General features: G+C 73.7%; 16 protein-coding genes. 3 read left to right on the top strand and 13 right to left on the bottom strand.

What is annotated here, in order from left to right; all coding sequences use genetic code 11:
* Positions 1 to 17: 17 nt before the first annotated feature.
* The 8 genes from ACIRQ9_RS12235 to ACIRQ9_RS12200 all read right to left on the bottom strand — a co-directional run bounded on the left by ACIRQ9_RS12235 (position 18) and on the right by ACIRQ9_RS12200 (position 10141).
* Complete coding sequence (locus ACIRQ9_RS12235; RefSeq protein ID WP_404170487.1) at positions 18 to 620, bottom strand: TetR/AcrR family transcriptional regulator; 603 nt, start codon at positions 618 to 620, stop codon at positions 18 to 20.
* Positions 608 to 1342 (bottom strand): enoyl-CoA hydratase family protein, encoded by a 735-nt coding sequence (locus ACIRQ9_RS12230; protein ID WP_404170484.1) that lies wholly within the window; start codon positions 1340 to 1342, stop codon positions 608 to 610. The genes ACIRQ9_RS12235 and ACIRQ9_RS12230 overlap by 13 nt, the downstream gene beginning before the upstream one ends.
* Positions 1339 to 2949: a 4-coumarate--CoA ligase family protein gene (locus tag ACIRQ9_RS12225; RefSeq protein WP_404170482.1), complete on the bottom strand. Its 1611-nt coding sequence runs from the start codon at positions 2947 to 2949 to the stop codon at positions 1339 to 1341. Before ACIRQ9_RS12225 ends, ACIRQ9_RS12230 begins: the two co-directional genes overlap by 4 nt.
* Before the next feature lie 17 nt (positions 2950 to 2966).
* Positions 2967 to 4133 carry an acyl-CoA dehydrogenase family protein gene (locus ACIRQ9_RS12220; protein ID WP_404170480.1) on the bottom strand — a complete coding sequence of 389 codons (1167 nt, stop codon included), beginning with the start codon at positions 4131 to 4133 and terminating at the stop codon, positions 2967 to 2969.
* A gap of 81 nt (positions 4134 to 4214) precedes the next feature.
* Positions 4215 to 6062 carry an acetyl/propionyl/methylcrotonyl-CoA carboxylase subunit alpha gene (locus tag ACIRQ9_RS12215; RefSeq protein ID WP_404170477.1) on the bottom strand — a complete coding sequence of 616 codons (1848 nt, stop codon included), beginning with the start codon at positions 6060 to 6062 and terminating at the stop codon, positions 4215 to 4217.
* A gap of 7 nt (positions 6063 to 6069) precedes the next feature.
* A complete protein-coding gene (locus ACIRQ9_RS12210; protein ID WP_404170474.1) occupies positions 6070 to 7668 on the bottom strand; it encodes an acyl-CoA carboxylase subunit beta in 1599 nt (532 codons plus the stop codon).
* Positions 7665 to 9350, bottom strand: coding sequence for an acyclic terpene utilization AtuA family protein (locus ACIRQ9_RS12205; RefSeq protein WP_404170471.1), 1686 nt, complete (start codon positions 9348 to 9350; stop codon positions 7665 to 7667). Before ACIRQ9_RS12205 ends, ACIRQ9_RS12210 begins: the two co-directional genes overlap by 4 nt.
* Complete coding sequence (locus tag ACIRQ9_RS12200; protein WP_404170468.1) at positions 9347 to 10141, bottom strand: TIGR03084 family metal-binding protein; 795 nt, start codon at positions 10139 to 10141, stop codon at positions 9347 to 9349. The genes ACIRQ9_RS12205 and ACIRQ9_RS12200 overlap by 4 nt, the downstream gene beginning before the upstream one ends.
* Positions 10142 to 10359: 218 nt before the next feature.
* On the opposite strand from ACIRQ9_RS12200, the gene ACIRQ9_RS12195 reads away from it, so the two are divergent.
* Positions 10360 to 11430: a permease gene (locus ACIRQ9_RS12195; RefSeq protein WP_404170465.1), complete on the top strand. Its 1071-nt coding sequence runs from the start codon at positions 10360 to 10362 to the stop codon at positions 11428 to 11430.
* Positions 11427 to 12161, top strand: a complete 735-nt coding sequence (locus ACIRQ9_RS12190) for a TIGR03943 family putative permease subunit (protein ID WP_404170462.1) — start codon at positions 11427 to 11429, stop codon at positions 12159 to 12161. Before ACIRQ9_RS12195 ends, ACIRQ9_RS12190 begins: the two co-directional genes overlap by 4 nt.
* Here the strand turns inward: ACIRQ9_RS12190 and ACIRQ9_RS12185 are convergent.
* The 4 genes from ACIRQ9_RS12185 to ACIRQ9_RS12170 all read right to left on the bottom strand — a co-directional run bounded on the left by ACIRQ9_RS12185 (position 12131) and on the right by ACIRQ9_RS12170 (position 18280).
* Entirely contained in the window at positions 12131 to 13126 is a 996-nt protein-coding gene (locus tag ACIRQ9_RS12185; RefSeq protein WP_404170459.1) for an EamA family transporter, read from the bottom strand. The two genes, ACIRQ9_RS12190 and ACIRQ9_RS12185, sit on opposite strands and share 31 nt — an antisense overlap.
* A gap of 166 nt (positions 13127 to 13292) precedes the next feature.
* Positions 13293 to 14432: a lipid II:glycine glycyltransferase FemX gene (locus ACIRQ9_RS12180; protein WP_404170456.1), complete on the bottom strand. Its 1140-nt coding sequence runs from the start codon at positions 14430 to 14432 to the stop codon at positions 13293 to 13295.
* A gap of 183 nt (positions 14433 to 14615) precedes the next feature.
* Complete coding sequence (locus ACIRQ9_RS12175) at positions 14616 to 15398, bottom strand: metallophosphoesterase family protein (RefSeq protein ID WP_404170454.1); 783 nt, start codon at positions 15396 to 15398, stop codon at positions 14616 to 14618.
* Positions 15395 to 18280: an FAD-binding and (Fe-S)-binding domain-containing protein gene (locus tag ACIRQ9_RS12170; protein ID WP_404170451.1), complete on the bottom strand. Its 2886-nt coding sequence runs from the start codon at positions 18278 to 18280 to the stop codon at positions 15395 to 15397. The genes ACIRQ9_RS12175 and ACIRQ9_RS12170 overlap by 4 nt, the downstream gene beginning before the upstream one ends.
* Before the next feature lie 141 nt (positions 18281 to 18421).
* On the opposite strand from ACIRQ9_RS12170, the gene serC reads away from it, so the two are divergent.
* A complete protein-coding gene (serC, locus tag ACIRQ9_RS12165) occupies positions 18422 to 19540 on the top strand; it encodes a phosphoserine transaminase (protein ID WP_404170448.1) in 1119 nt (372 codons plus the stop codon).
* A gap of 60 nt (positions 19541 to 19600) precedes the next feature.
* On the opposite strand, the gene ACIRQ9_RS12160 is transcribed toward serC, so the two are convergent.
* Positions 19601 to 21115: a cellulase family glycosylhydrolase gene (locus tag ACIRQ9_RS12160; RefSeq protein ID WP_404170445.1), complete on the bottom strand. Its 1515-nt coding sequence runs from the start codon at positions 21113 to 21115 to the stop codon at positions 19601 to 19603.
* Positions 21116 to 21249 lie beyond the last annotated feature (134 nt).

Genomic DNA, 21249 nt, shown 5'->3' with positions numbered 1-21249 from the left:
CGGGCGAGGCCCCGTTGTCAGGCCAGCACCTCGTCCAGGAGCGCCGCCCACTGCGTCACCACGCGTTCCCGCCTCGCCTTGTCGTCGGTCAGGAGGTTGGCGAGGCCGAGGCCTCGGGCCATGTCCAGGAGGCCCTGGACGGTCTCCCGGGTGCCGGGCCGGGATTCGTCCGCGGACAGGAGGTCCACGGCGATGCGGTGGGTCTCGCGGCCGACGCGGGCCTCCAGTTCGGTGACGCGGGGGCGGAGCTGGTCCTCGTCGGAGGCGGCGACCCAGAGGTGCAGGGCGGCGCGGAAGAGGGGGCCGGTGAAGAGGTCGACGAGGGCCGAGACGACGGCTCTGCGGTCGGCCGCGGCCCCGTCGGGGAAGAGCGCCCGGATGGCGTTCGAGCGTTCCTCGGCGACGAACTCGACGGCAGCGGTGAAGAGGTCCTCGCGGGTGGGGAAGTGGTGCTGGGCGGCGCCCCGGGAGACGCCGGCGCGTTCGGCGACGACGGCGACCGTGGAGCCCGCCCAGCCGCGTTCGGCCAGGCAGGCCACGGCGGCTTCCAGGAGCCGTTGCCGGGTGGCCCGGCTGCGGTCCTGCTTCGGCGCCCGTTCCGCCGTACTCACACCACCCACGCCGCGTCCCGTCGTTCGAGGAAGGCCGTCATCCCCTCGCGGGCCTGGTCGGAGGAGAACAGCCGGGCCGAGAGCGCGGTGAGGGTGGCCGCGTCCCGGTCGAATGTCTCCAGCACCCTAGCCGTGAGCAGCCGTTTCGTCTCGGCCAGGGCCTCGGGTGCGGAGCGCCGCAGTCCGTCGAGGACGGGTTCGAGGGCGGTGTCGACGTCGTCGGCGGCGGCGGTGAGCAGGCCCAGGCGCACGGCTTCGGCCGGGTCGAAGCGTTCGCCGGTGAGGTAGTAGCGGGCGAGGGTGCGGGGGTCGGCGCGCGGGAGGAGCGGCAGGGAGATCACCGCGGGGGCGACGCCGATGCGCACCTCCGTGAAGGCGAAGGTGGAGTCGGTGGAGGCGGCGGCGATGTCGCAGGCGGCGAGAAGGCCGAGGCCGCCCGCGCGGACGTGTCCGGTGACGCGGGCGACGACCGGTTTGGGCAGCTCGACGATCCCGCGCAGGAGCTGGACGAGGGCGTCGGGGTGGGGCGGGTCGCGCAGGTCGGCGCCCGCACAGAAGGTGGTCCCGGTGTGGGTGAGGACGACAGCGCGGACGTCGGGGTCCTTGGCGCAGTCGGCGAGGGCTTCGGCGAGTTCGGCGACGAGGGCGGCGGACAGGGCGTTGCGGGTGGGGACGGAGTCGAGGCTGAGGGTGGCGACGGCACGCGCGCGGGTGTGTCCGACGGACGTCATGGGCGCTCCTCGGATTCCGCGGTCGGGGCGGCCGCGGTCGTGGCGAGGCCGCGGAGTTCGCGGCGGAGTATCTTCCCGGAGGCGGCGCGGGGCACGCCGGCGATGAAGGTGACCTTGCGGACGCGTTTGTAGGGTGCGACGCGTTCGGCGACGTAGAGCATGGTCTCGTTCTCGGTGAGTGCGGTGGCGGTGGGCTGGCGGACGACGAAGGCGTGCGGGATCTCGTTGCCGTCCTCGTTGTACGCGCCGACGACGGCGGCGTCGGCGATGCCGGGGTGGGTGAGCAGGACGGCCTCCAGTTCGGCGGGGGCCACCTGGAAGCCCTTGTACTTGATGAGTTCCTTGACGCGGTCGACGACGAACAGCCAGCCGTCGGCGTCCGTGTGGCCGACGTCCCCGGTGTGCAGCCAGCCGTCGGTGTCGATCATCTCGGCGGTGGCGTCGGGGCGGCCGAGGTAGCCCTTCATGACCTGGGGGCCGCGGATGAGGATCTCGCCGGGTTCGCCGGTGCCGAGGTCCTTGTGCGGGTCGTCGAGGGAGACGATCCGCATCTCGGTGCCGGCGATGAGGCGGCCGACGGTGCCGGGCGGCGCGTGGTGCATGGCGTCGATCGGGACGACGTGGGTGCCGGGCGAGAGTTCCGTCATGCCGTAGGCCTGGGCGACGGGCGGCAGGCCGAGGCGTTGCGAGCAGGCGGCGGCGAGGCGGGCGTCCAGAGGTGCGGCGGCGCTCATGACGTAGTGCAGGGAGGAGAGGTCGTACTGCTCGACCAAGGGGTGCTTGGCGAGGGCGAGGACGATCGGCGGGGCGACGTACAGGCCGGTGATGCGGTGGTTCTGGATGGCCGCGAGGAAGGTCTCCAGGTCGAAGCGGGGCAGGACGACGACGGTGGCGCCCATCCGCAGCGGCGCGTTCATGAGCGCGGTGAGGCCGTAGATGTGGAAGAGCGGGAGCACGGCGAGGACGCGTTCGCCCGGGCCGGTGGGGACGGCGGGTTCCAGCTGGGCGAGGTTGGTGGCGATCTGCCGGTGGGTGAGCATCACGCCCTTGGGGACGCCGGTGGTGCCGGAGGAGTACGGCAGTGCGGCGACGTCCTCGGCGGGGTCGATGGCGACGTGCGGTTCGGGTGCGGTGGAGGCGAGCATGTCGATCAGTGAGCGGTGTCCGGGCGCGCTGTCGCAGACGAAGATCTCGGCCACGCCGCCGGCGAGTTCGGCGGCCCGGCGGGCGGTCTCCAGGAGCGGTGAGACGGTGATGATCCAGCGGGCGGCGGAGTCCGTGAGCTGTTTGGCGAACTCCTCGGGGGTCGCGAGGGGGTGCACGGTGGTGACGGAGGCGCCCGCGCGCGTGGCCGCGTAGAAGGCCGTCGGGAAGGCGACCGTGTTCGGGCTGTGCAGGGCGAGCACGTCGCCCTTGCCGACGCCTGCGTCGGCGAGTCCGGCCGCGATCCTGCGGTGGAACCGGTCCAGTTGTGCGTAGCTGAGGGTGGTGCCGTCGGTGCCGTCGATCAGGGCGGGCGTGTCGCCGAACGCGGCGGCGCGGCCCAGCACGGCCTCGTGGATGGGGAGTTCTACGGGCGGAACGTCTGCGTACGCGCTGCGGAACACGGTTCCTCCAAGGCGGCCTAGTACGACTTGGGCAGGCCGAGGGTCTGGTGGGAGACGTAGTTGAGAATCATCTCCCTGCTCACCGGAGCAATACGAGCCACGCGCGCGGCCGTTATCAACGAGGCGAGTCCGAATTCCCGGGTGAGGCCGTTGCCGCCGAGGGTGTGCACGGCCTGGTCGACCGCGCGCACGCAGGCCTCGGCGGCCGCGTACTTGGCCATGTTGGCGGCCTCGCCCGCGCCGACGTCGTCCCCGGCGTCGTAGAGGTGGGCCGCCTTCTGCATCATCAGGCGGGCGAGTTCGAGCTCGATGTGGGCCTGGGCGAGCGGGTGCGCGATGGCCTGGTGGGCGCCGATGGGGGCCTTCCAGACGGTGCGCTCGCGCGCGTAGCCGATCGCCTTGGTCAGGGCGTGGCGTCCCATGCCGATCGCGAAGGCGGCCGTCATGATCCGTTCCGGGTTCAGTCCGGCGAAGAGCTGGAGCAGTCCGGCGTCCTCGTCGCCGACGAGTGCGTCGGCGGGCAGCCGTACGTCGTCGAGGGTCAGCTCGAACTGTTTCTCGGCGGCGTTGAGTTCCATGTCGATGGGGCTCTTGTGGAAGCCCTCGGCGTCGGTCGGGACGATGAACAGGCAGGGCTTGAGGCGGCCGGTGCGGGCGTCCTCGGTGCGGCCGACGATCAGGACGGCGTCGGCTATGTCGACGCCGGAGATGTAGACCTTGCGGCCGGTGAGCAGCCAGTCGCCGGTGTCGGGGTCGCGGCGGGCGGTGGTGGTGATGCGGTGCGAGTTGGAGCCGGCGTCGGGTTCGGTGATGCCGAAGGCCATCAGGCGTGAGCCGTCGGAGAGTCCCGGGAGCCAGGCCCGCTTCTGTTCCTCGGTGCCGAAGCGGGAGATCACGGTTCCGCAGATGGCGGGCGAGACCACGAGCATGAGGAGCGGGGAGCCCGCGGCGCCGAGTTCTTCGAGGACGATGGAGAGTTCGGCGATGCCGCCGCCTCCGCCGCCGTACTCCTCGGGGAGGTTCACGCCGAGGTAGCCGAGTTTCCCGGCCTCCTGCCAGAGTTCGGCGGGGTGGCGGCCCTCGGCGATGGTGCGGGTGATGTAGGCGCGGCCGTACTTCTTGCCGAGGGCGGCGACCGCTTCGCGGAGTGCCTTGTGCTCGTCGGTTTCGATGGGGGTGGACACGGTGCTCCTTCGGGTGCGGGATCGTCGTGGTTTCTCGCGCTCACGCGGCGGCAGCCGCGCATGGGATACAGCCCCGCGCCCCTAAGGGAGGGGCGCTTGTACTACCGCCAGCAGAGAGCCGGGCTCCACCTGTTGGCCGACCGCGGCCCGCAGCTCGCTCAGCGTTCCCGTCACCGGCGCCGTGATCTGGTGCTGCATCTTCATGGCCTCCAGCCACATCAGCGGCTGCCCGGACTCCACCGGGGCGCCTTCCGCCAGGCCTTCGGCGATCCGTACGACCGTTCCCGGCATCGGTGCCAGCAGGGAGCCCGGTGCCAGCTGGGCCTTCGGGTCGGGGAAGCGCGGGAGTGCGGTGAGGGCCGTGCTGTTGACGTGGATCCGGTCGCCGTACCGGGCCACCGCGAACTTGCGGTGCACGCCCTCGATGTCGAGGACGACCAGGTGCGCGTCGGCGTGCACGACCCGTACGCCGTCCGCCGCGAGACCGTCGCGGGTGTGCCGGTAGTGGACCTCGTGCTCCTCGCCGGCCATCAGGTACCGCTTGGTCTGCGGCTGGGAGGCGAGGTTGCGCCAGCCGCCGAACCGGGAGCGGCCGTGGGCGTCGGCGAGGGCGGCGGCGAGCGGGGCGTGCGGGTCGGGGGCGGGGGCCGTCAGGGCGGCGAGGTGACGGTCGTAGAAGCCGGTGTCCATGCGGGCCGCGGTGAACTCCTCGTGGCGCAGGGAGCGGACGAGGAGGTCGCGGTTGGTGGTGGGGCCGTGCACGGTGGCCTGTTCCAGGGCGTGGGCCAGTCTGCGCAGGGCCTCCGCGCGTGTGGGGGCGTGCGCGACGGCTTTGGCGAGCATCGCGTCGTAGTGGACGCCGATCTCGTCGCCGTCGCCGTAGCCGGTGTCCAGGCGGACGCCGCCGGGGACGGCGAGGCGGTGCAGGGTGCCGGTCTGCGGGGCCCAGTCGCGGGCCGGGTCCTCGGCGTACAGGCGGGCCTCGACGGCGTGCCCGCGGGCGGGCGGAGGGTCGGCCGGGAGGGCGTGGCCCTCGGCGACGCGGATCTGTTCGGCGACCAGGTCGACGCCGAAGACGGCCTCGGTGACGGGGTGTTCCACCTGGAGGCGGGTGTTCATCTCCAGGAAGTGCGCCTCGGTGCCGTCGACGAGGAACTCCACGGTGCCGGCGCCCGTGTAGGAGACGGCGCGGGCGGCGCGCACGGCCAGCGCGTACAGCTTCTCGGTGAGCCCGTCGGGGACACCGGGCGCCGGGGCCTCCTCGATGACCTTCTGGTGCCTGCGCTGGAGCGAGCAGTCGCGGGTGCCCAGCGGCCACACCGTGCCGTGCGCGTCGGCGAGGATCTGCACCTCCACGTGGCGGCCGCGTTCGATGTAGGGCTCGACGAACACCTCGCCGTCGCCGAAGGCACTCGCGGCCTCGGCGCGCGCGCCCTCCAGCGCGGCGTCCAGGTCGCCGAGACGTCGCACGACGCGCATCCCGCGCCCGCCGCCGCCCGCGGCCGCCTTCACCAGTACGGGCAGGTCGGCCTCGGTGACCTCGCCGAGCGGCGCGGTCCCCATCAGCTCCTTGGCGCGCGTCTTGGACGCCATCGCCTCGATCGCCTCCGGGGGCGGGCCGATCCAGACCAGGCCGGCGTCGAGGACGGCGCGGGCGAAGTCGGCGTTCTCGGAGAGGAAGCCGTAGCCGGGGTGCACGGCGTCCGCGCCGGCGCTCACGGCGGCCTTGACCACCAGGTCGCCGCGGAGGTAGGTGTCCGCGGGCGTGGCGCCCGGCAGCCGTACCGCGCTGTCGGCCACGCGCGCGTGCAGCGCGTTCTCGTCGGCGTCCGAGTGCACGGCGACGGTCCTGATGCCGAGTTCGGCGCAGGTCCGGAAGATCCGGCAGGCGATCTCGCCCCGGTTGGCGACCAGCAGAGTCGAAATCATTGATGCCTCACATCCGGAAGACGCCGAAGCCGCCCCGCGCGCCTTCGTAGGGGGCGGTGTGGATGGCGGACAGGCACAGGCCGAGGACGGTACGGGTGTCGCGCGGGTCGATGACGCCGTCGTCGTACAGCCGCCCGGACAGGAACATCGGCAGCGACTCGGACTCGATCTGCTGCTCGACCATGGCGCGCAGCGCGGCGTCGGCGTCGTCGTCGTAGGGCCGGCCCTTCGCGGCGGCCGACTGGCGGGCGACGATCGAGAGCACGCCGGCGAGCTGCTGCGGGCCCATGACGGCCGACTTGGCGCTGGGCCAGGCGAACAGGAAGCGGGGGTCGTAGGCGCGGCCGCACATGCCGTAGTGGCCGGCGCCGTAGGAGGCGCCCATCAGGACGGAGATGTGCGGGACACGGCTGTTGCTGACCGCGTTGATCATCATCGCGCCGTGCTTGATGATCCCGCCCTGCTCGTACTCCTGGCCGACCATGTAGCCGGTGGTGTTGTGCAGGAACAGCAGCGGGATGTCGCGCTGGTTGGCGAGCTGGATGAACTGGGCGGCCTTCTGGGACTCCGCGGAGAACAGGACGCCCTGGGCGTTGGCCAGGACGCCGACGGGATAGCCGTGCAGGGTGGCCCAGCCCGTCGTCAGGCTGGTCCCGTACAGCGGCTTGAACTCGTCGAAGTCGGAGGCGTCGGCGAGCCGTGCGATCACCTCGCGCGGGTCGAAGGGGGTCTTGAGGTCGCCCGGGACGATGCCGAGGAGGTCGTCGGCGGCGTACTTGGGCGGCTCGGCCGGGCCCGGGTCGCGGTACGCCTTGCGGTGGTTGAGGCGGGCCACCACGCGGCGGGCCTGGCGCAGCGCGTCCTGCTCGTCGACCGCGAAGTAGTCGGCGAGGCCCGACACGCGCGCGTGCATCTCGGCGCCGCCGAGCGACTCGTCGTCGCTCTCCTCGCCGGTGGCCATCTTCACCAGCGGCGGTCCGCCGAGGAAGACCTTGGCCCGCTCCTTGACCATGATCACGTGGTCGGACATGCCGGGGATGTAGGCGCCGCCCGCGGTGGAGTTGCCGAAGACGACGGCGACGGTGGGGATGCCCGCGGCCGACAGCCGGGTGAGGTCGCGGAAGACGGCGCCGCCCGGGATGAAGATCTCCTTCTGCGAGGGCAGGTCGGCGCCGCCGGACTCGACCAGGCTGATGCAGGGCAGCCGGTTGGCGAGGGCGATGTCGTTGGCGCGCAGGGCCTTCTTCAGCGACCAGGGATTGCTGGCGCCGCCGCGCACGGTCGGGTCGTTGGCGGTGATCAGGCACTCCACGCCCTCGACGACGCCGATCCCGGTGACCAGCGAGGCGCCGACGGCGTAGTCGCTGCCCCAGGCGGCCAGCGGCGACAGCTCCAGGAAGGGGGTGTCGGGGTCCAGGAGGAGTTCGATGCGCTCGCGGGCGAGGAGTTTGCCGCGCCCGCGGTGGCGCTCGACGTACTTCTCACCACCGCCCGCGAGGGCCTTGGCGTGCTCGGCCTCCAGGTCGGCGAGCTTGGCGAGCATGGTGTCGCGGTTCGCCCGGTGGTCGGGGCGGTGGGTGTCGAGGGTGGTCTCGATGACCGTCACAGGAGGGCCTCCGGGATGTCCAGGTGGCGGGAGCGGAGCCATTCGCCGAGGGCCTTGGCCTGGGGGTCGAAACGGTGTTGGGCGGCCACGCCCTGGCCGAGGATGCCTTCGACGGTGAAGTTGACGGCGCGCAGGCCGGGCAGCAGGTGCCGGGTGACGGTCAGCTCGCGGCTCTCGGGGACGAGCTGCCGGAAGGCGTCGGCGGTCAGGGTGTGCGCGAGCCAGCGCCAGGCCTCGTCCGAGCGCACCCAGACGCCGACGTTGGCGTTGCCGCCCTTGTCACCGCTGCGGGCTCCGGCGACGAGGCCGAGGGGCGCCCGCCGGGTCGGTCCGGCCGGCGGCGGCTCGGGCAGCGGCGGCTCGGGCGGGTCCCGCAGGACGAGGGTGTCCTGGGCCGGCGGCACGGGGATCCGCCGGCCGTCCCCCAGGACGGCCACGTGGGGTACGTCGCCCTGGGGGACGTACACGTCCTCGAAGACCCCGTAGGGCGCGCCCTTCCCGGGCGGGGCCAGCACGTGGAAGCCCGGGTAGCTGGCGAGCGCCAGTTCCACGGCGGCTCCGCTCAGGGCCCGGCCGACGGGTTCCTGCTCCGGGTCGCGGACGACGAGCCGCAGCAGGGCGCTGGCGGTCTCCTCGGTGTCCGCGTCGGCCCGGTCGGTGCGGACCAGTTCCCACCGCACCTCCCGCGGGGGCGACTTGGCGAGGGCGTCGGCCATCTGGTCGCGTACGAGGTCCGCCTTGGCCTCGATGTCGAGGCCGGTGAGTACGAAGACGACCTCGTTGCGGAAGCCGCCGAGACGGTTGCGGCCGACCTTGAGGGCGGGCGGCGGCGCCTCGCCCCGGACGCCCTCGATCCGCACCCGGTCCCGGCCGTCCTGGCGCAGCCGCACGGTGTCGAGGCGCGCGGTGACGTCGGGGCCCGCGTACCGGGCGCCGCCCGTCTCGTACAGGAGCTGCGCGGTGACCGTGCCGACGTCGACGAAGCCGCCGGTGCCGGGGTGCTTGGTGATGACGCAGCTGCCGTCCTCGTGGAGTTCGGCGAGCGGGAAGCCGGGCCGCCGCAGGTCCCGGCCGGGTCCGGCGTCGGTGAAGAAGGCGTAGTTGCCGCCGGTGGCCTGGGTGCCGCACTCCAGGACGTGTCCGGCGACGACGGCGCCCGCGAGCCGGTCGTACTGCTCCGGGCCCCAGCCGAAGTGGGCGGCCGCGGGTCCGGTGACGAGGGCGGCGTCGGTGACCCGGCCGGTGACCACGACGTCGGCGCCGGCCCGCAGGCACGCGGCGATCCCGAAGCCGCCGAGGTAGGCGTGGGCGGCGAGGCTGCCGGGGTGGGCGGCGGTGAGGTCGTCACCCTCGACGTGGGCGACGCGCACGGGGATGCCGAGCCGGCCGGCCAGTCGCCGTACCGCGTCGGCGAGTCCGGCGGGGTTGAGGCCGCCGGCGTTGGTGACGATCCGTACGCCGCGCTCGTGGGCGAGGCCCAGGGAGTCCTCCAGCTGGCGCAGGAAGGTGCGGGCGTAGCCGGCGCCGGGGTCCTTGAGGCGGTCGCGGCCCAGGATGAGCATGGTCAGCTCGGCGAGGTAGTCGCCGGTGAGGACGTCGAGTTCGCCGCCGGTGAGCATCTCGCGCAACGCGTCGAAGCGGTCGCCGTAGAAGCCGGAGGCGTTGCCTATGCGCAGGGTCACGCGGTGCCGCCCCTCGGGGTGCGGCCGGTGCCGGGCGGGCCCGCGAAGGCCTGGGCGATGTCGAGCCAGCGGTCGGCGTCGGGGCCCGTGGCGGTGACGGCGAGGTCGGCGCGGTGGGCGCGCTGGGTGACGAGCAGGCAGAAGTCGAGTGCGGGGCCGGTGACGCGCTGCGGCGCGTCCTCGGGGCCGTGGGTCCACAGCTCGCCGCCGGGGCCGGTGATCTCCACCCGGAACTCCTCGGCGGGCGGGGTGAGTCCGTGCACCAGGTAGGCGAAGTTCCGTGCCCGTACGCCGATGCGGACCACGTGGGCGAGGCGGGCGGTGGGGGTGCGGACCACGCCGAGGGCGTCGGCGATGTCCTGGCCGTGGGCCCAGGTCTCCATGAGGCGGCCGGTGGCCATGGAGGCGGCGGACATGGGCGGTCCGAACCAGGGGAAGCGGGTGCCGGGCGGGGCGGCGCGCAGGGCCCGGTCCAGGGCGGCGCGGCCCTCGCGCCAGCGGGACAGCAGTTCGGCGGCCGGCAGCCGGGCGCCGTCCTCGGCGCCGTCGTCGACGAAGGTGTCGGGGGCGCCGAGCGCCTTCTCGGCCTCCGCGCGGAAGCCGTCCTCGTCGGTCACGGCGAGCAGGGCCGCGCGGTCGGTCCAGTGCAGGTGGGCGATCTGGTGGGCGACGGTCCAGCGGGGCGCGGGGGTGGCGAGGGTCCACCGCTCGGTTCCCGACTCGGCTACCAGCCGGTCGAGTTCCGTGCTCTCCTCACGCAGGTCGTCGATGACGGGCGTCGGCTCGGACATGGGGAGGAGCATGGCAGCGGCCCGAGAAACAATCAAGCACGCTTGCATGAATGTGCCGTCCGGGCCGGCGGGGGCGCTCCCCCTGGGGCATTCCTGGCCGTTCCCGGGGGATTCCTGGGGGATTCCTGGGGGATTCCTTGGGGCGCCCGGTCGGGGCGGTGGTGTCCGGATGGCCTATGTTCGATGCGAACATCCGGCGACGAAGTGATGTGTGGGGCGTGCGGAGGACGGATCAACTCGCCGCGGGGGCGGAGGCGACGGTCGTCGTGGAGTCCGCCGCGGCCGGTCACGGCCAGGCGGCCGGCGAGGGGGGCGCGGACGCGTCCTCGCGTGAACTGCCACGCCACTGGCCGCTCCTCCTGGTGGCCGCCGCCGTCCTCCCCGGCACCCTGCTCTTCTTCCTCGGCCAGGGCGTGAGCAAGGCCGCGCTGCAGGCCTGGCAGACGGTGTGCCTGGCGGTGGTCGTGCAGGCGACGCCGTTCCTGCTGCTCGGTACGGCGCTGTCGGGGGCGATCAACGCGTTCGTGCCGGAGCGGGTGTTCACCCGGCTGCTGCCGAAGCGGCCCGCGCTGGCCGTACCGGTCGCCGGGCTGGCCGGTGTGGTCCTGCCGGGGTGCGAGTGCGCTTCGGTACCGGTGGCGAACAGCCTGATCGGACGGGGCGTCACGCCGGCCGCCGCCTTCGCGTTCCTGCTCTCGGCGCCCGCCATCAATCCGGTCGTGCTGACCGCCACCGCCATCGCCTTCCCGGGCACCCCGCTGATGGTCCTGGCCCGGCTGCTCGCCTCGCTGGTGACGGCCGCCGTGATGGGCTGGCTGTGGCTGTGGCTGGGCCGCGCGGAGTGGCTGCGGCCCGCCGTGCGGCACACCGGGCACGAGACGGGGCACAGCCGCCTGACGGAGTTCCGCACCGCCTTCCAGCACGACTTCCTGCAGGCGGGCGGCTTCCTGGTGGTCGGCGCCATGGCCGCGGCCACCTTCAACGTGGCGGTGCCGCGCGCGGTGCTCGACACCTTCTCCGGTTCGCCCTGGCTGTCGGTGCTGCTCCTGGCCGCGCTGGCGATCATCCTGGCGGTCTGCTCGGAGGCGGACGCGTTCGTGGCGTCGTCGCTCACCGGCTTCTCGCCCACGGCCCGGCTGGCGTTCATGGTGGTCGGGCCCATGGTGGACCTCAAGCTGATCGCGTTGCAGACGGGCACGTTCGGCCGGGCCTTCGCGGTCCGTTTCTCGGCCGCCACGACGGTCGTCGCGGTCCTGTGCAGTGCGGTGGTCGCAGGGGTGCTGCTGTGAGACGTCCGCTTCAGGTGACGCTGCTGGCCCTCAGCGGCCTCGGCCTCCTGCACGCCTCGCTCTTCACCGACGTCTGCCTGCGCTACGTCAAGCCGGGGATGCGGCCGCTGCTGATCGCGTCCGGGTTCGTGCTGCTGGTGCTGGGCATCGCGGAGGCTGCGGGGCGGAAGGGGCGCGCGGCGGGCACGGACGGTGCCGGGCCCCACGGTCACGACCACTTTGCCGTGCCGAAGGTGGCCTGGCTGCTCCTGCTGCCCGCGCTGAGCCTGCTCTTCCACGCCCCGCCCGCGCTCGGCGCGTACACCGCTTCCCGGCAGCCCGCCAAGGTCGTGGACCAGCGGGACGGCTTCGACCCGCTGCCGCGGACCTCACCGCTGCCGATCACCCTCACGGACTTCACCACGCGGGTGCGGCAGGACCGCTCGCTGGCCATCAGGGGGCGGACGGTGCGGATGAGCGGGCTGGTCACGCCGGTCGCGGGCGGCGGCAGCTGGGACCTGACCCGGATCATCATCTCGTGCTGCGCCGCCGACGCGCAGTCGGTGAAGGTGCGGATCTACGGCAGCAGCGTGCCGCCGACCGACACCTGGGTGTCGGTCACGGGGAACTGGCACCCGGGCGGAAAGCTGGGCACGGCGTCCGCGCCGGTCGCGCTGGACGCCCAGAGCGTGCGGAGGATCCCGAAGCCGTCGAACGGCTATCAGGACGCGCTGCCCTTCCCCGCCTCCTGAAGCCCGTTCGCGCGCCCGCGGCGTCCCGCCTGGGTGCGGACGGCGCCGATGCTCGCGGCGATGACGAGGGCGACCGCGGCGGCCTGGGCGGCCGACAGGGCCTGGTCCAGGATGAGGAAGCCGGCCGTCGCCGCGATCGCCGGTTCCAGGCTCATGAGGACGGCGAAGGTGTGCGCGGGCAGCCGCCGCAGGGCGAGGAGTTCGAGGGTGTAGGGCAGGACGGAGGACAGGACGGCGACCGACGAGCCCAGCGCCAGGGTGGTCGGGTCCAGGAGCTTGCCGCCCGCCTCGGCGATGCCCAGCGGGAGGAAGAGCAGCGCGGCGACCGCCATGGCGAGGGCGAGGCCGTCGGCCTGCGGGAACCGGCGGCCGGTGCGCGCGCTGAAGATGATGTAGGTGGCCCACATGGCTCCGGCGCCCAGGGCCAGGCCGACGCCGACGGGGTCGAGGCCGCTGAAGTCGCCGCCGCCGAGCAGGAAGACGCCGGCCAGGGCGAGCGCGGCCCAGAGCGCGTTGACCAGCCGCCGGGAGACCAGCACGGACAGGGCGAGCGGGCCGAGGACCTCCAGGGTGACGGCGAGGCCCAGCGGGATGCGGGCGACGGCCTCGTAGAACAGGCCGTTCATCGCGCCCATGGTGACGCCGAAGACGACGACCGTGCCCCAGTCGGCGCGGGAGTGGCCGCGCAGCCGGGGCCGGCAGACGACCAGCAGGATCACGGCGGCCGCGAACAGCCGCAGGCACACCACGCCGAGCGCGCCCGCCCTGGGCATCAGGGTCACCGCGACGGCGGCGCCGAACTGCACGGAGATCCCGCCGGCCAGCACCAGCCCGACGGGGCCGAGCGAGCCGAGGCGGCCGGGTGCTGCGCCGCCGGGGGCGACGGCGGGCGCGGACACGGTGGTGGGCGTCGGCTGTGAGGTGCGGGGGGTGGTCACGGGCGGTCCAGGAAGCTCGTCGTTCATTGCGGTGCACTGCTCAGTCCAGGGTAATGGACTTGGACAGGCGCGTGAAGCCCTTACGGAGCTGTCCTGGCCGCCCACCGTCCGCGCCTCGGTGTCGCCGCAGGTCATGCCCGGCGGGGTCCGCCAAGGGACCCGGCCGGAGAGGTTCCTCTCCCTCGCGGCGGAGTCAGCGGCGGGCCATGTACACGTCGAACGCCTTGTGGAGCAGCCGGTTGAGCGGGAAGTCCCACTCCCCCAGGTACTCGACGGCCTCCCCGCCCGCGCCGACCTTGAAGCGGAGCAGGCCCAGCAGGTGGTTGGACTCCTCCAGGGTGTCGGTGATGCCCCTGAAGTCGTACACGGCGGCGCCCATGTCGTGGGCGTCGCACATCATCCGCCACTGGACGGCGTTGTTGGGCTGGACCTCGCGCCTGCGGCCGGTGGAGGCGCCGTAGGAGTACCAGACGTGGTCGCCGACGGTGAGCATGGTCGCGGCGGCGAGGACCTCGCCGTCGTGGTGGGCGAGGTAGAGGCGCATCCGGTCCGGGTGCTCGGCGGTGAGCGCGGTCCACATGCGCTGGAAGTAGGTGAGCGGGCGCGGCAGGAAACGGTCGCGCTCGGCGGTCTCGGCGTACAGCGTGTAGAAGGCGGGCAGGTCCTCGTAGCCGCCGCGGACCACCTTGACCCCGGCCTTCTCGGCCTTCTTCACGTTGCGCCGCCACTGCTGGTTGAGCCCCCCGCGGACGTCGTCCAGCGACCGTCCGGCGAAGGGGACCTGGAACACGTAGCGCGGCTGGCCGGCCGCGAACCCGTCCTCGCCGCCGTCCTCGGCCTGCCGCCATCCCAGCCGGCGCAGCCGTTCGGCGAGCGCGAGGGCGCCGGGCTCCTCCGAGGTCGGCGGGGCGTCCCGCAGCCGCCGGGCGGCCGGGTCGGCGATCGCCTCCTTCACCGCCTCCGCGCTCCACCGCCGTACGACGACGGGCGGCCCCATCTTCACCGCGAACGCCCCGCGGCCCTTCAGGTGGGCCAGCAGCGGGCCGAGCCAGCGCTCCGGCTCCGGGTCGTGCCAGTCGATGACGGGACCCTCGGGCAGGTAGGCCAGGTACCGCCTGACCTTGGGCAGCGCCCGCAGCAGCACCAGCGCGGCCCCGACCATCCGCCCCTCCCCGTCGAACCATCCGAGGCTCTCCGCCTGCCAGTCCGGCTTCACGTCACCCCAGGACGGCAGTTGCAGGTGGCTCGGGGAGGGGCGGCGGGTGTCGGTGAAGGCGAGGTGCTCGGCACGGGAGACGGGCTGGAGACGCAGGGGGGCGGCGGCTGATGTCATGGGCGAGGGCTCCTCGGGGTGATCCTGGACGGTCGGGCAGCCGGTCGACGGCGACGGCATCAAGCAGAACAGACCCGGACCTGCTCGGAATCGTTTCCGCGCACCCCGTCGCGGGCGTGTCGGAACCCTTGCCGCGAATGCCGCCGCCCCGCCCGCGCGGCCGCCGACCGCCCGCGGCCGCCGCTACCCGGCCCCGGTGGCCGCCTCCCGTCCGTCGCCGGGGCCGAAGGCGGACAGCGCCTCGGCGTCGGTCACCCGCGCGTTCAGGTAGAAGTCCGCCCAGTGCGCGATGTCCGGGTACGCGCACTCGGCACGCAGCCGGGCCACCGCCGCCGGGATGTCGTACGGCGTCACCCTGAGGTCCGCTCCGGGGCCCAGCAGGCACCAGTGGGCACCCGGACGGCCGTACGGCATGCCCACGCTGCCGGGGTTGACGACCAGACGGCCGTGGACGAGCCGGGTGTACGGCATGTGGGTGTGACCGCAGACGACGGTCGTGACGGCCGGGTCGAGCCCGGTGAACACCTCGGCCCAGCGTTCCGGTGCGGAGTCGACCAGGACGATCTCCTCGTCGTCGCGGGGTGTCGCGTGGCAGAACAGGACGCGGCCCAGGCCGCGCACCGTGAGGGTGGCGGTCCTGGGCAGGGCGGCGAGGAAGTCGACCTGCCCGGCGGTGAGCGCGTCCGCGGCGAACGGGCCGATCGGGTCCGGGATCGCCGTGCGCAGGCCGCGGCGGTACTCGACCAGTTCGCGGTCCGCGTTCCCCGACAGCCACAGCACCCGGCCGCCCAGCGCGCGCAGCGTCTCGATCACCCGGTCGGGCTGCGGGCCCGCGGTGATGTCGCCGGTGAGGACGATGCGGTCGGCCGCGGACACCTCCGGTTCCGCGAGGACCGCCTCCAGCGCGGGCAGCACCCCGTGGATGTCGGAGAGGACCGCCACCCGGTCCACGCCGGTCCCGGTCACGGCCGCCGCCCTTCCCCGTCCGGCTCCAGCGCCTCGGCCAGGACCTCCGCCAGATGCCTCCCCCGCACCCCGGCCAGCTGCTCCAGCTGCGTCCGGCAGGAGAAGCCGTCCGCCAGGACCACCGCCTCCCGGGGCGCCGCGGCCACCGCCGGCAGCAGCCGCTCCCGCGCGCAGGTCTTCGACACCTCGAAGTGTCCTTTCTCGAAGCCGAAGTTGCCGGCCAGGCCGCAGCAGCCGCCGACCAGGTCGCCGGTCAGTGCGGCGGCCGCACGGAGCCTGCGGTCGGCGGCGTCGCCCAGCACCGCGTGCTGATGGCAGTGGGTCTGGCCGGTGACCGGGCGGTCCAGGCGGGGCGGGGTCCACCCGGGGGCCAGCCGTTCCAGCGCCTCCGCGAAGGTGACCACCGCCGCCGCGAGACGGGCCGCCCGCGGGTCGTCCGGGAGGAGTTCCGGCAGGTCGGCGCGGAGGGCGGCGGCACAGCTGGGTTCCAGGACCACGAACACCGGCGCCTGCCGGCCGGGACCCGGATCCGGCGGCACGAGCGGGGCCAGCAGGTCGAGGGTGCGGCCGAGCACCGCGCGCGCCTCGTCGAGCTGGCCCGTCGACAGGTACGTCAGCCCGCAGCACGGACGGGAGTCCCGCAGCGGCCCCGGCCGCGCCGGGAGCTCGGCCACCGTCACGCCCGCCGCCTCCAGCACCCGGACCGCCGCCCGGCCCACCGACGGGGACAGGTGCTCGGTGAACGTGTCCGGCCACAGGTAGGCCGTCGGCGCCGGGACCCGCGGCCCGCCGCCGGGACCCGCGGCCCGGTCCCGCGGGCGTCCGCGCCGCCGGCGTCGCAGCCAGCGGCTGAACGGCTCCCTCGCCAGGCGCGGGAACTCCCGCTCCGGCGCGACCCCGCCCAGGCGTGCGGCCAGCGCCGCCAGCGGGCGCACCGCAGCGAGCGCGTTGACCAGGCCCGCGGTGCGCGTCCGGGCCACCAGGCTCAGCCAGCGCGGCAGCCGGCCCATGCTGTAGTGCGACGCGGGACGCCGCCGCCCGGCGTAGTGGTGGTGCAGGAACTCCGCCTTGTAGGTCGCCATGTCCACCCCGACCGGGCAGTCGGTGCGGCAGCCCTTGCAGGACAGGCACAGATCCAGCGCGTCCCGTACCTCCGTGGACCGCCAGCCGTCCGTCACCAGCTCGCCCGCCAGCATCTCGTGCAACAGCCGGGCCCGGCCGCGCGTCGAGTGCGCCTCCTCGCCGGTGGCCCGGAAGGACGGGCACATCACCGACGCGCCGGACGCCTCGGTCGTCCGGCACTTCGCCACCCCCACGCAGCGGCGGACGGCCGCCGAGAAGTCGCCGCCGTCGGCCGGATAGCCGAAGGCCACCGGCAGCGGCTCGCGGGGCAGCACGGCGAAGCGCAGGTTGGTGTCCAGCGGAGCGGGCCGGACCAGCATGCCGGGGTTGAGGAGGTCGTCGGGGTCCCAGACGCCCTTCGCGCGCTCGAACAGCGCCACCATCGGCGCGCCGTACATCCGCGGCAGCAGTTCCGCCCTGGCCTGGCCGTCCCCGTGCTCCCCGGAGAGCGAGCCGCCGTGGGCGACGACGAGGTCCGCCAGCTCCTGCGAGAAGCGGCGGAAGCGGGCCACGCCCGCCGCGTCGAGCAGGTCGAAGTCGATGCGGACGTGGATGCAGCCGTCCCCGAAGTGGCCGTACGGTGTGCCGCGCAGGCCGTGCGCGGCCAGCAGGCTCCTGAAGTCCCGCAGGTAGGCGCCCAGTCGGGCCGGCGGCACCGCGCAGTCCTCCCAGCCGGGCCAGGCCTCGCTGCCGTCCGGCATCCGGGTCGCCGTACCGGAGGCGTCCTCGCGGACGCGCCAGAGCGCGCGCTGTCCGGCCGGGTCGGTGACGACCAGTGCGTCCAGGACGTCCGCCGCGCGGACCACGGCCTCGCCGCGCGCGCGTGCCTCCGCGGCCGTCTCCCCGCCGGTCTCCACGAACAGCCAGGCGCCGCCGCGCGGCAGTCCGGCCGGGGACCGCACCAGGTCGGCGGCCATGCCCTCCACCGTGAGCGGGGCGGCGGCGAGCAGTCCGGCCGCCGCCTCCGCCGCCGCGCTCTCGTCGGCGTACCCGAGGACCGCGAGGGCCCGCGCGCGGGGTGCCTGGACGAGGCGGACGGTGGCCTCGGTGAGGATCCCGAGCGTGCCCTCGCTGCCGCAGAAGGCGCGGGCCACGTCGGCGCCGTTCTCGGGGAGCAGGGCGTCCAGCGCGTAGCCGGAGATCCGCCGGGGCAGGTCGGGGAACCCGGTGCGCAGGCGGGCCAGTTCGCCGTCGACCAGCTCGCGCAGGCCCGGCGGCGCGCCGGCCCAGTCCCGGCCCAGGCGCAGCCGGGCGCCCCGCGCGGTGACGACGTCCAGTTCGCGGACGCTGTCGGCGGTGGTGCCCCAGGCCACGCTGTGCGAGCCGCACGAGTTGTTGCCGATCATCCCGCCGAGCGTGCAGCGGCTGTGCGTGGAGGGGTCGGGGCCGAAGCGCAGACCGTGCGGGGCGGCGGCCTCCTGGAGTCGGTCCAGGACCAGACCCGGCTGGACGACGGCCGTACGGGTGACCGGGTCCAGGGCGATCAGGCGGTTCAGGTGGCGGGTGAGGTCCAGCACCACGCCGGTGCCGGTGGCCTGCCCGGCGATCGAGGTGCCGCCGCCTCTGGCGACCACCGGCACCGCGTGCGCCCGGCACACCTCCAGGACGGCCGCCACGTCGTCCGCGTCCCTGGGCGCCACCACCCCCGCCGGGACCCGCCGGTAGTTGGACGCGTCCATGGTGACCAGCGCCCGCGAGGTGACGTCGAAGCCCACCTCGCCCCGGACGGCGCCGCGCAGCTCAGCCTCCAGATCGACCATGCCTCCCAGTCTGCCCGCCGCTCCCGGCCGTGACGCGGGACGACGGCCGGGGAACCGGACCCGGCGGACGGCCTGCACGCGCCCGTCTCACCCGACGGACTACATTTCGACCGGGTTTCCTCCAGCCACTACGCTCGCCCCGTGGCTGACATCCAGATCCCCGCTGACATCAAGCCCGCCGACGGACGCTTCGGCGCTGGCCCCTCCAAGGTGCGGACGGAGGCGCTGGACGCGCTCGCCGCGACCGGTACCTCCCTGCTGGGCACCTCCCACCGCCAGGCCCCGGTGAAGAACCTGGTCGGCCGGGTCCGAGAGGGCATCAGCGCCCTGTTCTCCCTCCCGGACGGCTACGAGGTCGTCCTCGGCAACGGCGGGTCCACCGCGTTCTGGGACGTCGCCACGCACGGCCTGATCGACGCCAAGTCGCAGCACCTGACCTTCGGCGAGTTCTCGTCCAAGTTCGCCAAGGCCGCCCGGCTCGCGCCCTGGCTGGCCGACCCCACCGTCATCGCCGCCGACCCGGGCACCCACCCGCGGCCGCGGGCCGAGGCAGGCGTGGACACCTACGCGTTCACCCACAACGAGACGTCGACCGGTGTCGCCATGCCGATCGAGCGGGTGGCCGGGGCCGACCCGGGCGCGCTCGTGCTCGTGGACGCCACCTCCGGCGCGGGCGGCCTGCCGGTCGACGTCAGCGAGACCGACGTCTACTACTTCGCCCCGCAGAAGTCCTTCGCCTCCGACGGCGGCCTGTGGATCGGTGTCTTCTCCCCCGCGGCGGTCGAGCGCGCCGAGCGCGTCCACGCGTCCGGCCGGCACGTGCCGGAGTTCTTCAGCCTGCCCACGGCGATCGACAACTCCCGCAAGAACCAGACGTACAACACCCCGGCGCTCGCCACCCTCTTCCTGCTCGACCAGCAGCTGGAGTGGCTGAACGGGCAGGGCGGCCTGGCCTGGTCGACGGCCCGCACGAAGGACTCCTCGACCCGCCTGTACACCTGGGCCGAGGAGAGCAAGTACGCCACCCCGTTCGTCGCCGACCCGGCCCAGCGCTCCCAGGTCATCGGCACGATCGACTTCGCCGACGAGATCGACGCGGCGGCCGTCGCCAAGGTGCTGCGCGCCAACGGCATCGTGGACACCGAGCCCTACCGCAAGCTCGGCCGCAACCAGCTCCGCGTCGCGATGTTCCCGGCGATCGACCCGGCCGACGTCGAGGCGCTGACGAAGTGCGTCGACTACGTGATCGAGAAGCTCTGATCACCGCCGTACGACGGTGAAGGGCGCCCGGTGCATCGCACCGGGCGCCCTCGTCTCACCTCACCCGGCCGAGCAGGTCACGCTCGGCGCTCCCGAGCCGCCCGGCGCGCCGCCGAACCCGAAGCTCACCGAACCGCCCGCCGGGACGGACCCGTTGTGCGCGGCGTTCACGGCGGCGACCTTCTGGCCGCTCTGCGTGTAGGAGGCGTTCCACATGTTCGTGACCTGCTGCGAGCCGCTCCACGTCCAGGTCACCTTCCAGGAACCGATCGCGGCCGTACCGGTGTTGGTGACCGTGACGTCGGCGTTGAAGCCGCTGCCCCAGTCGCTGCTGACGGTGTAGGAGGCCGCGCAGGAGGCGCCGGTGCCACCGCCGCCACCGCCGCCGCCACCGCCGCCCGTGCCCGGGAAGAGCGGCGCCTTGATGCTCGCCAGGTATCCGTCCTTCACCGTGTCCACGGTCTGCCAGTCGTCCTTCAGGATCCCGCCCGTGTCACCGGAGTTCGGGTTCCACGACCAGAAGGTCCACTGGAAGGAGTCGGCGCCGTACGTCGCGGTCGGCCGCAGGTAGTTCACCAGCGCGGTGAGCCACTTCTGGTCCACGGTGGAGGCGAGCGTGGTGCCGAACTCGCCGACCCACACCGGCGCGATGTTCTGCTTGAACAGGTAGCCCCAGTACTTGTCCCAGATCCCGGGCATGTTGGCGGGGAACGAGGGATCGCCGAACCAGGGCTGCTGGGCCACGCTGGTGGCGTATTCGTGGGCGGAGTAGACGACCCGGCCGGGGACGCTCAGCTGCACCGGGTACGGTCCGGCGCCCATCAGGTTGCCGCCCCACCAGCCGGAGACGCCGTTGACCGTCTGCACGCCCTCGACGAAGACCAGCAGGTCGGGGTTGACGGACAGCACGGCGTTCCCGGCGCGCTGCGCGGCGAGCCGCCAGTCGACGGTGGTGTCCCCGCAGCCCCAGCAGGCGGGGTCGTGGGGCTCGTTGTGGAGGTCGATGCCGATGACGGTCGGGTCGGCCGCGTAACGCCCGGCCAGGGCCTTCAGGTCGGCGATCCACGTGGACTCGGGGACCGACGCGGTGTACCAGAGCGCCGACTGGCCGCCGGCGTCCGGGCGGTGCCGGTCCAGGATGACCTTGAGGCCGTCCTGGCCGGCGTAGGCCACGATGCGGTCCATCACCTGGAGCGAGTTCAGCCCCTGGAGGTCGGCGTTCTTGCCGCTGCTGAAGTCGATGCCGGTGGGGACGTTCGTGCTCTTGAAGATGTCGTCGCTGTAGGGCAGCCGGATGGTGTTGTAGCCCAGCGACCTCATCTGGTCGATCATGCTCTTGTAGTCGCGCGACCAGAGGCCGTGCACCACGTAGTTGGCGGTCTCGAACCCGAACCAGTTGATCCCGGCGATCCGGACCGGCTGTCCGGCCGCGTCCAGGATCTGCCGGCCGCTGGTGTGCCAGTAGCCGGCCCCGGGGGCGGCCGCCGCGTGCGCGGGGTGCACGGCGGCGAAGGGCAGGAGGAGGGTGGCGGCGGCAGCGCACAGCGCTTTTCGCAGGGTGCGTAAGCGGAACATGCGGCTGTTCCTCTCGGAAGTTCCACTGGGAGCGCGGTCCCGAACATGGGAGCGCTCCCATGCACCGCGCACCTCCCAGGAAACTGACACACCGTCATCACGTCAAGACGTACGACGCGGCTCTTCGCTCCTTC

The organism is Streptomyces sp. NPDC101237, assembly GCF_044767465.1.
In the GTDB taxonomy this organism is placed as follows: Bacteria; Actinomycetota; Actinomycetes; order Streptomycetales; family Streptomycetaceae; genus Streptomyces; species Streptomyces gramineus.
The sequence above is the reverse complement of the archived record's forward strand: the minus strand, read 5'-3'. Positions and strand labels throughout refer to the sequence as shown.

Coding starts and splice junctions, on each gene's coding strand:
- ACIRQ9_RS12230 (WP_404170484.1), bottom strand. CDS start 1,342: ATGACGTCCGTCGGACACACCCGCGCGCGTGCCGTCGCCACCCTCAGC.
- ACIRQ9_RS12215 (WP_404170477.1), bottom strand. CDS start 6,062: ATGATTTCGACTCTGCTGGTCGCCAACCGGGGCGAGATCGCCTGCCGG.
- ACIRQ9_RS12200 (WP_404170468.1), bottom strand. CDS start 10,141: ATGTCCGAGCCGACGCCCGTCATCGACGACCTGCGTGAGGAGAGCACG.
- ACIRQ9_RS12185 (WP_404170459.1), bottom strand. CDS start 13,126: ATGAACGACGAGCTTCCTGGACCGCCCGTGACCACCCCCCGCACCTCA.
- ACIRQ9_RS12180 (WP_404170456.1), bottom strand. CDS start 14,432: ATGACATCAGCCGCCGCCCCCCTGCGTCTCCAGCCCGTCTCCCGTGCC.
- ACIRQ9_RS12170 (WP_404170451.1), bottom strand. CDS start 18,280: ATGGTCGATCTGGAGGCTGAGCTGCGCGGCGCCGTCCGGGGCGAGGTG.
- ACIRQ9_RS12160 (WP_404170445.1), bottom strand. CDS start 21,115: ATGTTCCGCTTACGCACCCTGCGAAAAGCGCTGTGCGCTGCCGCCGCC.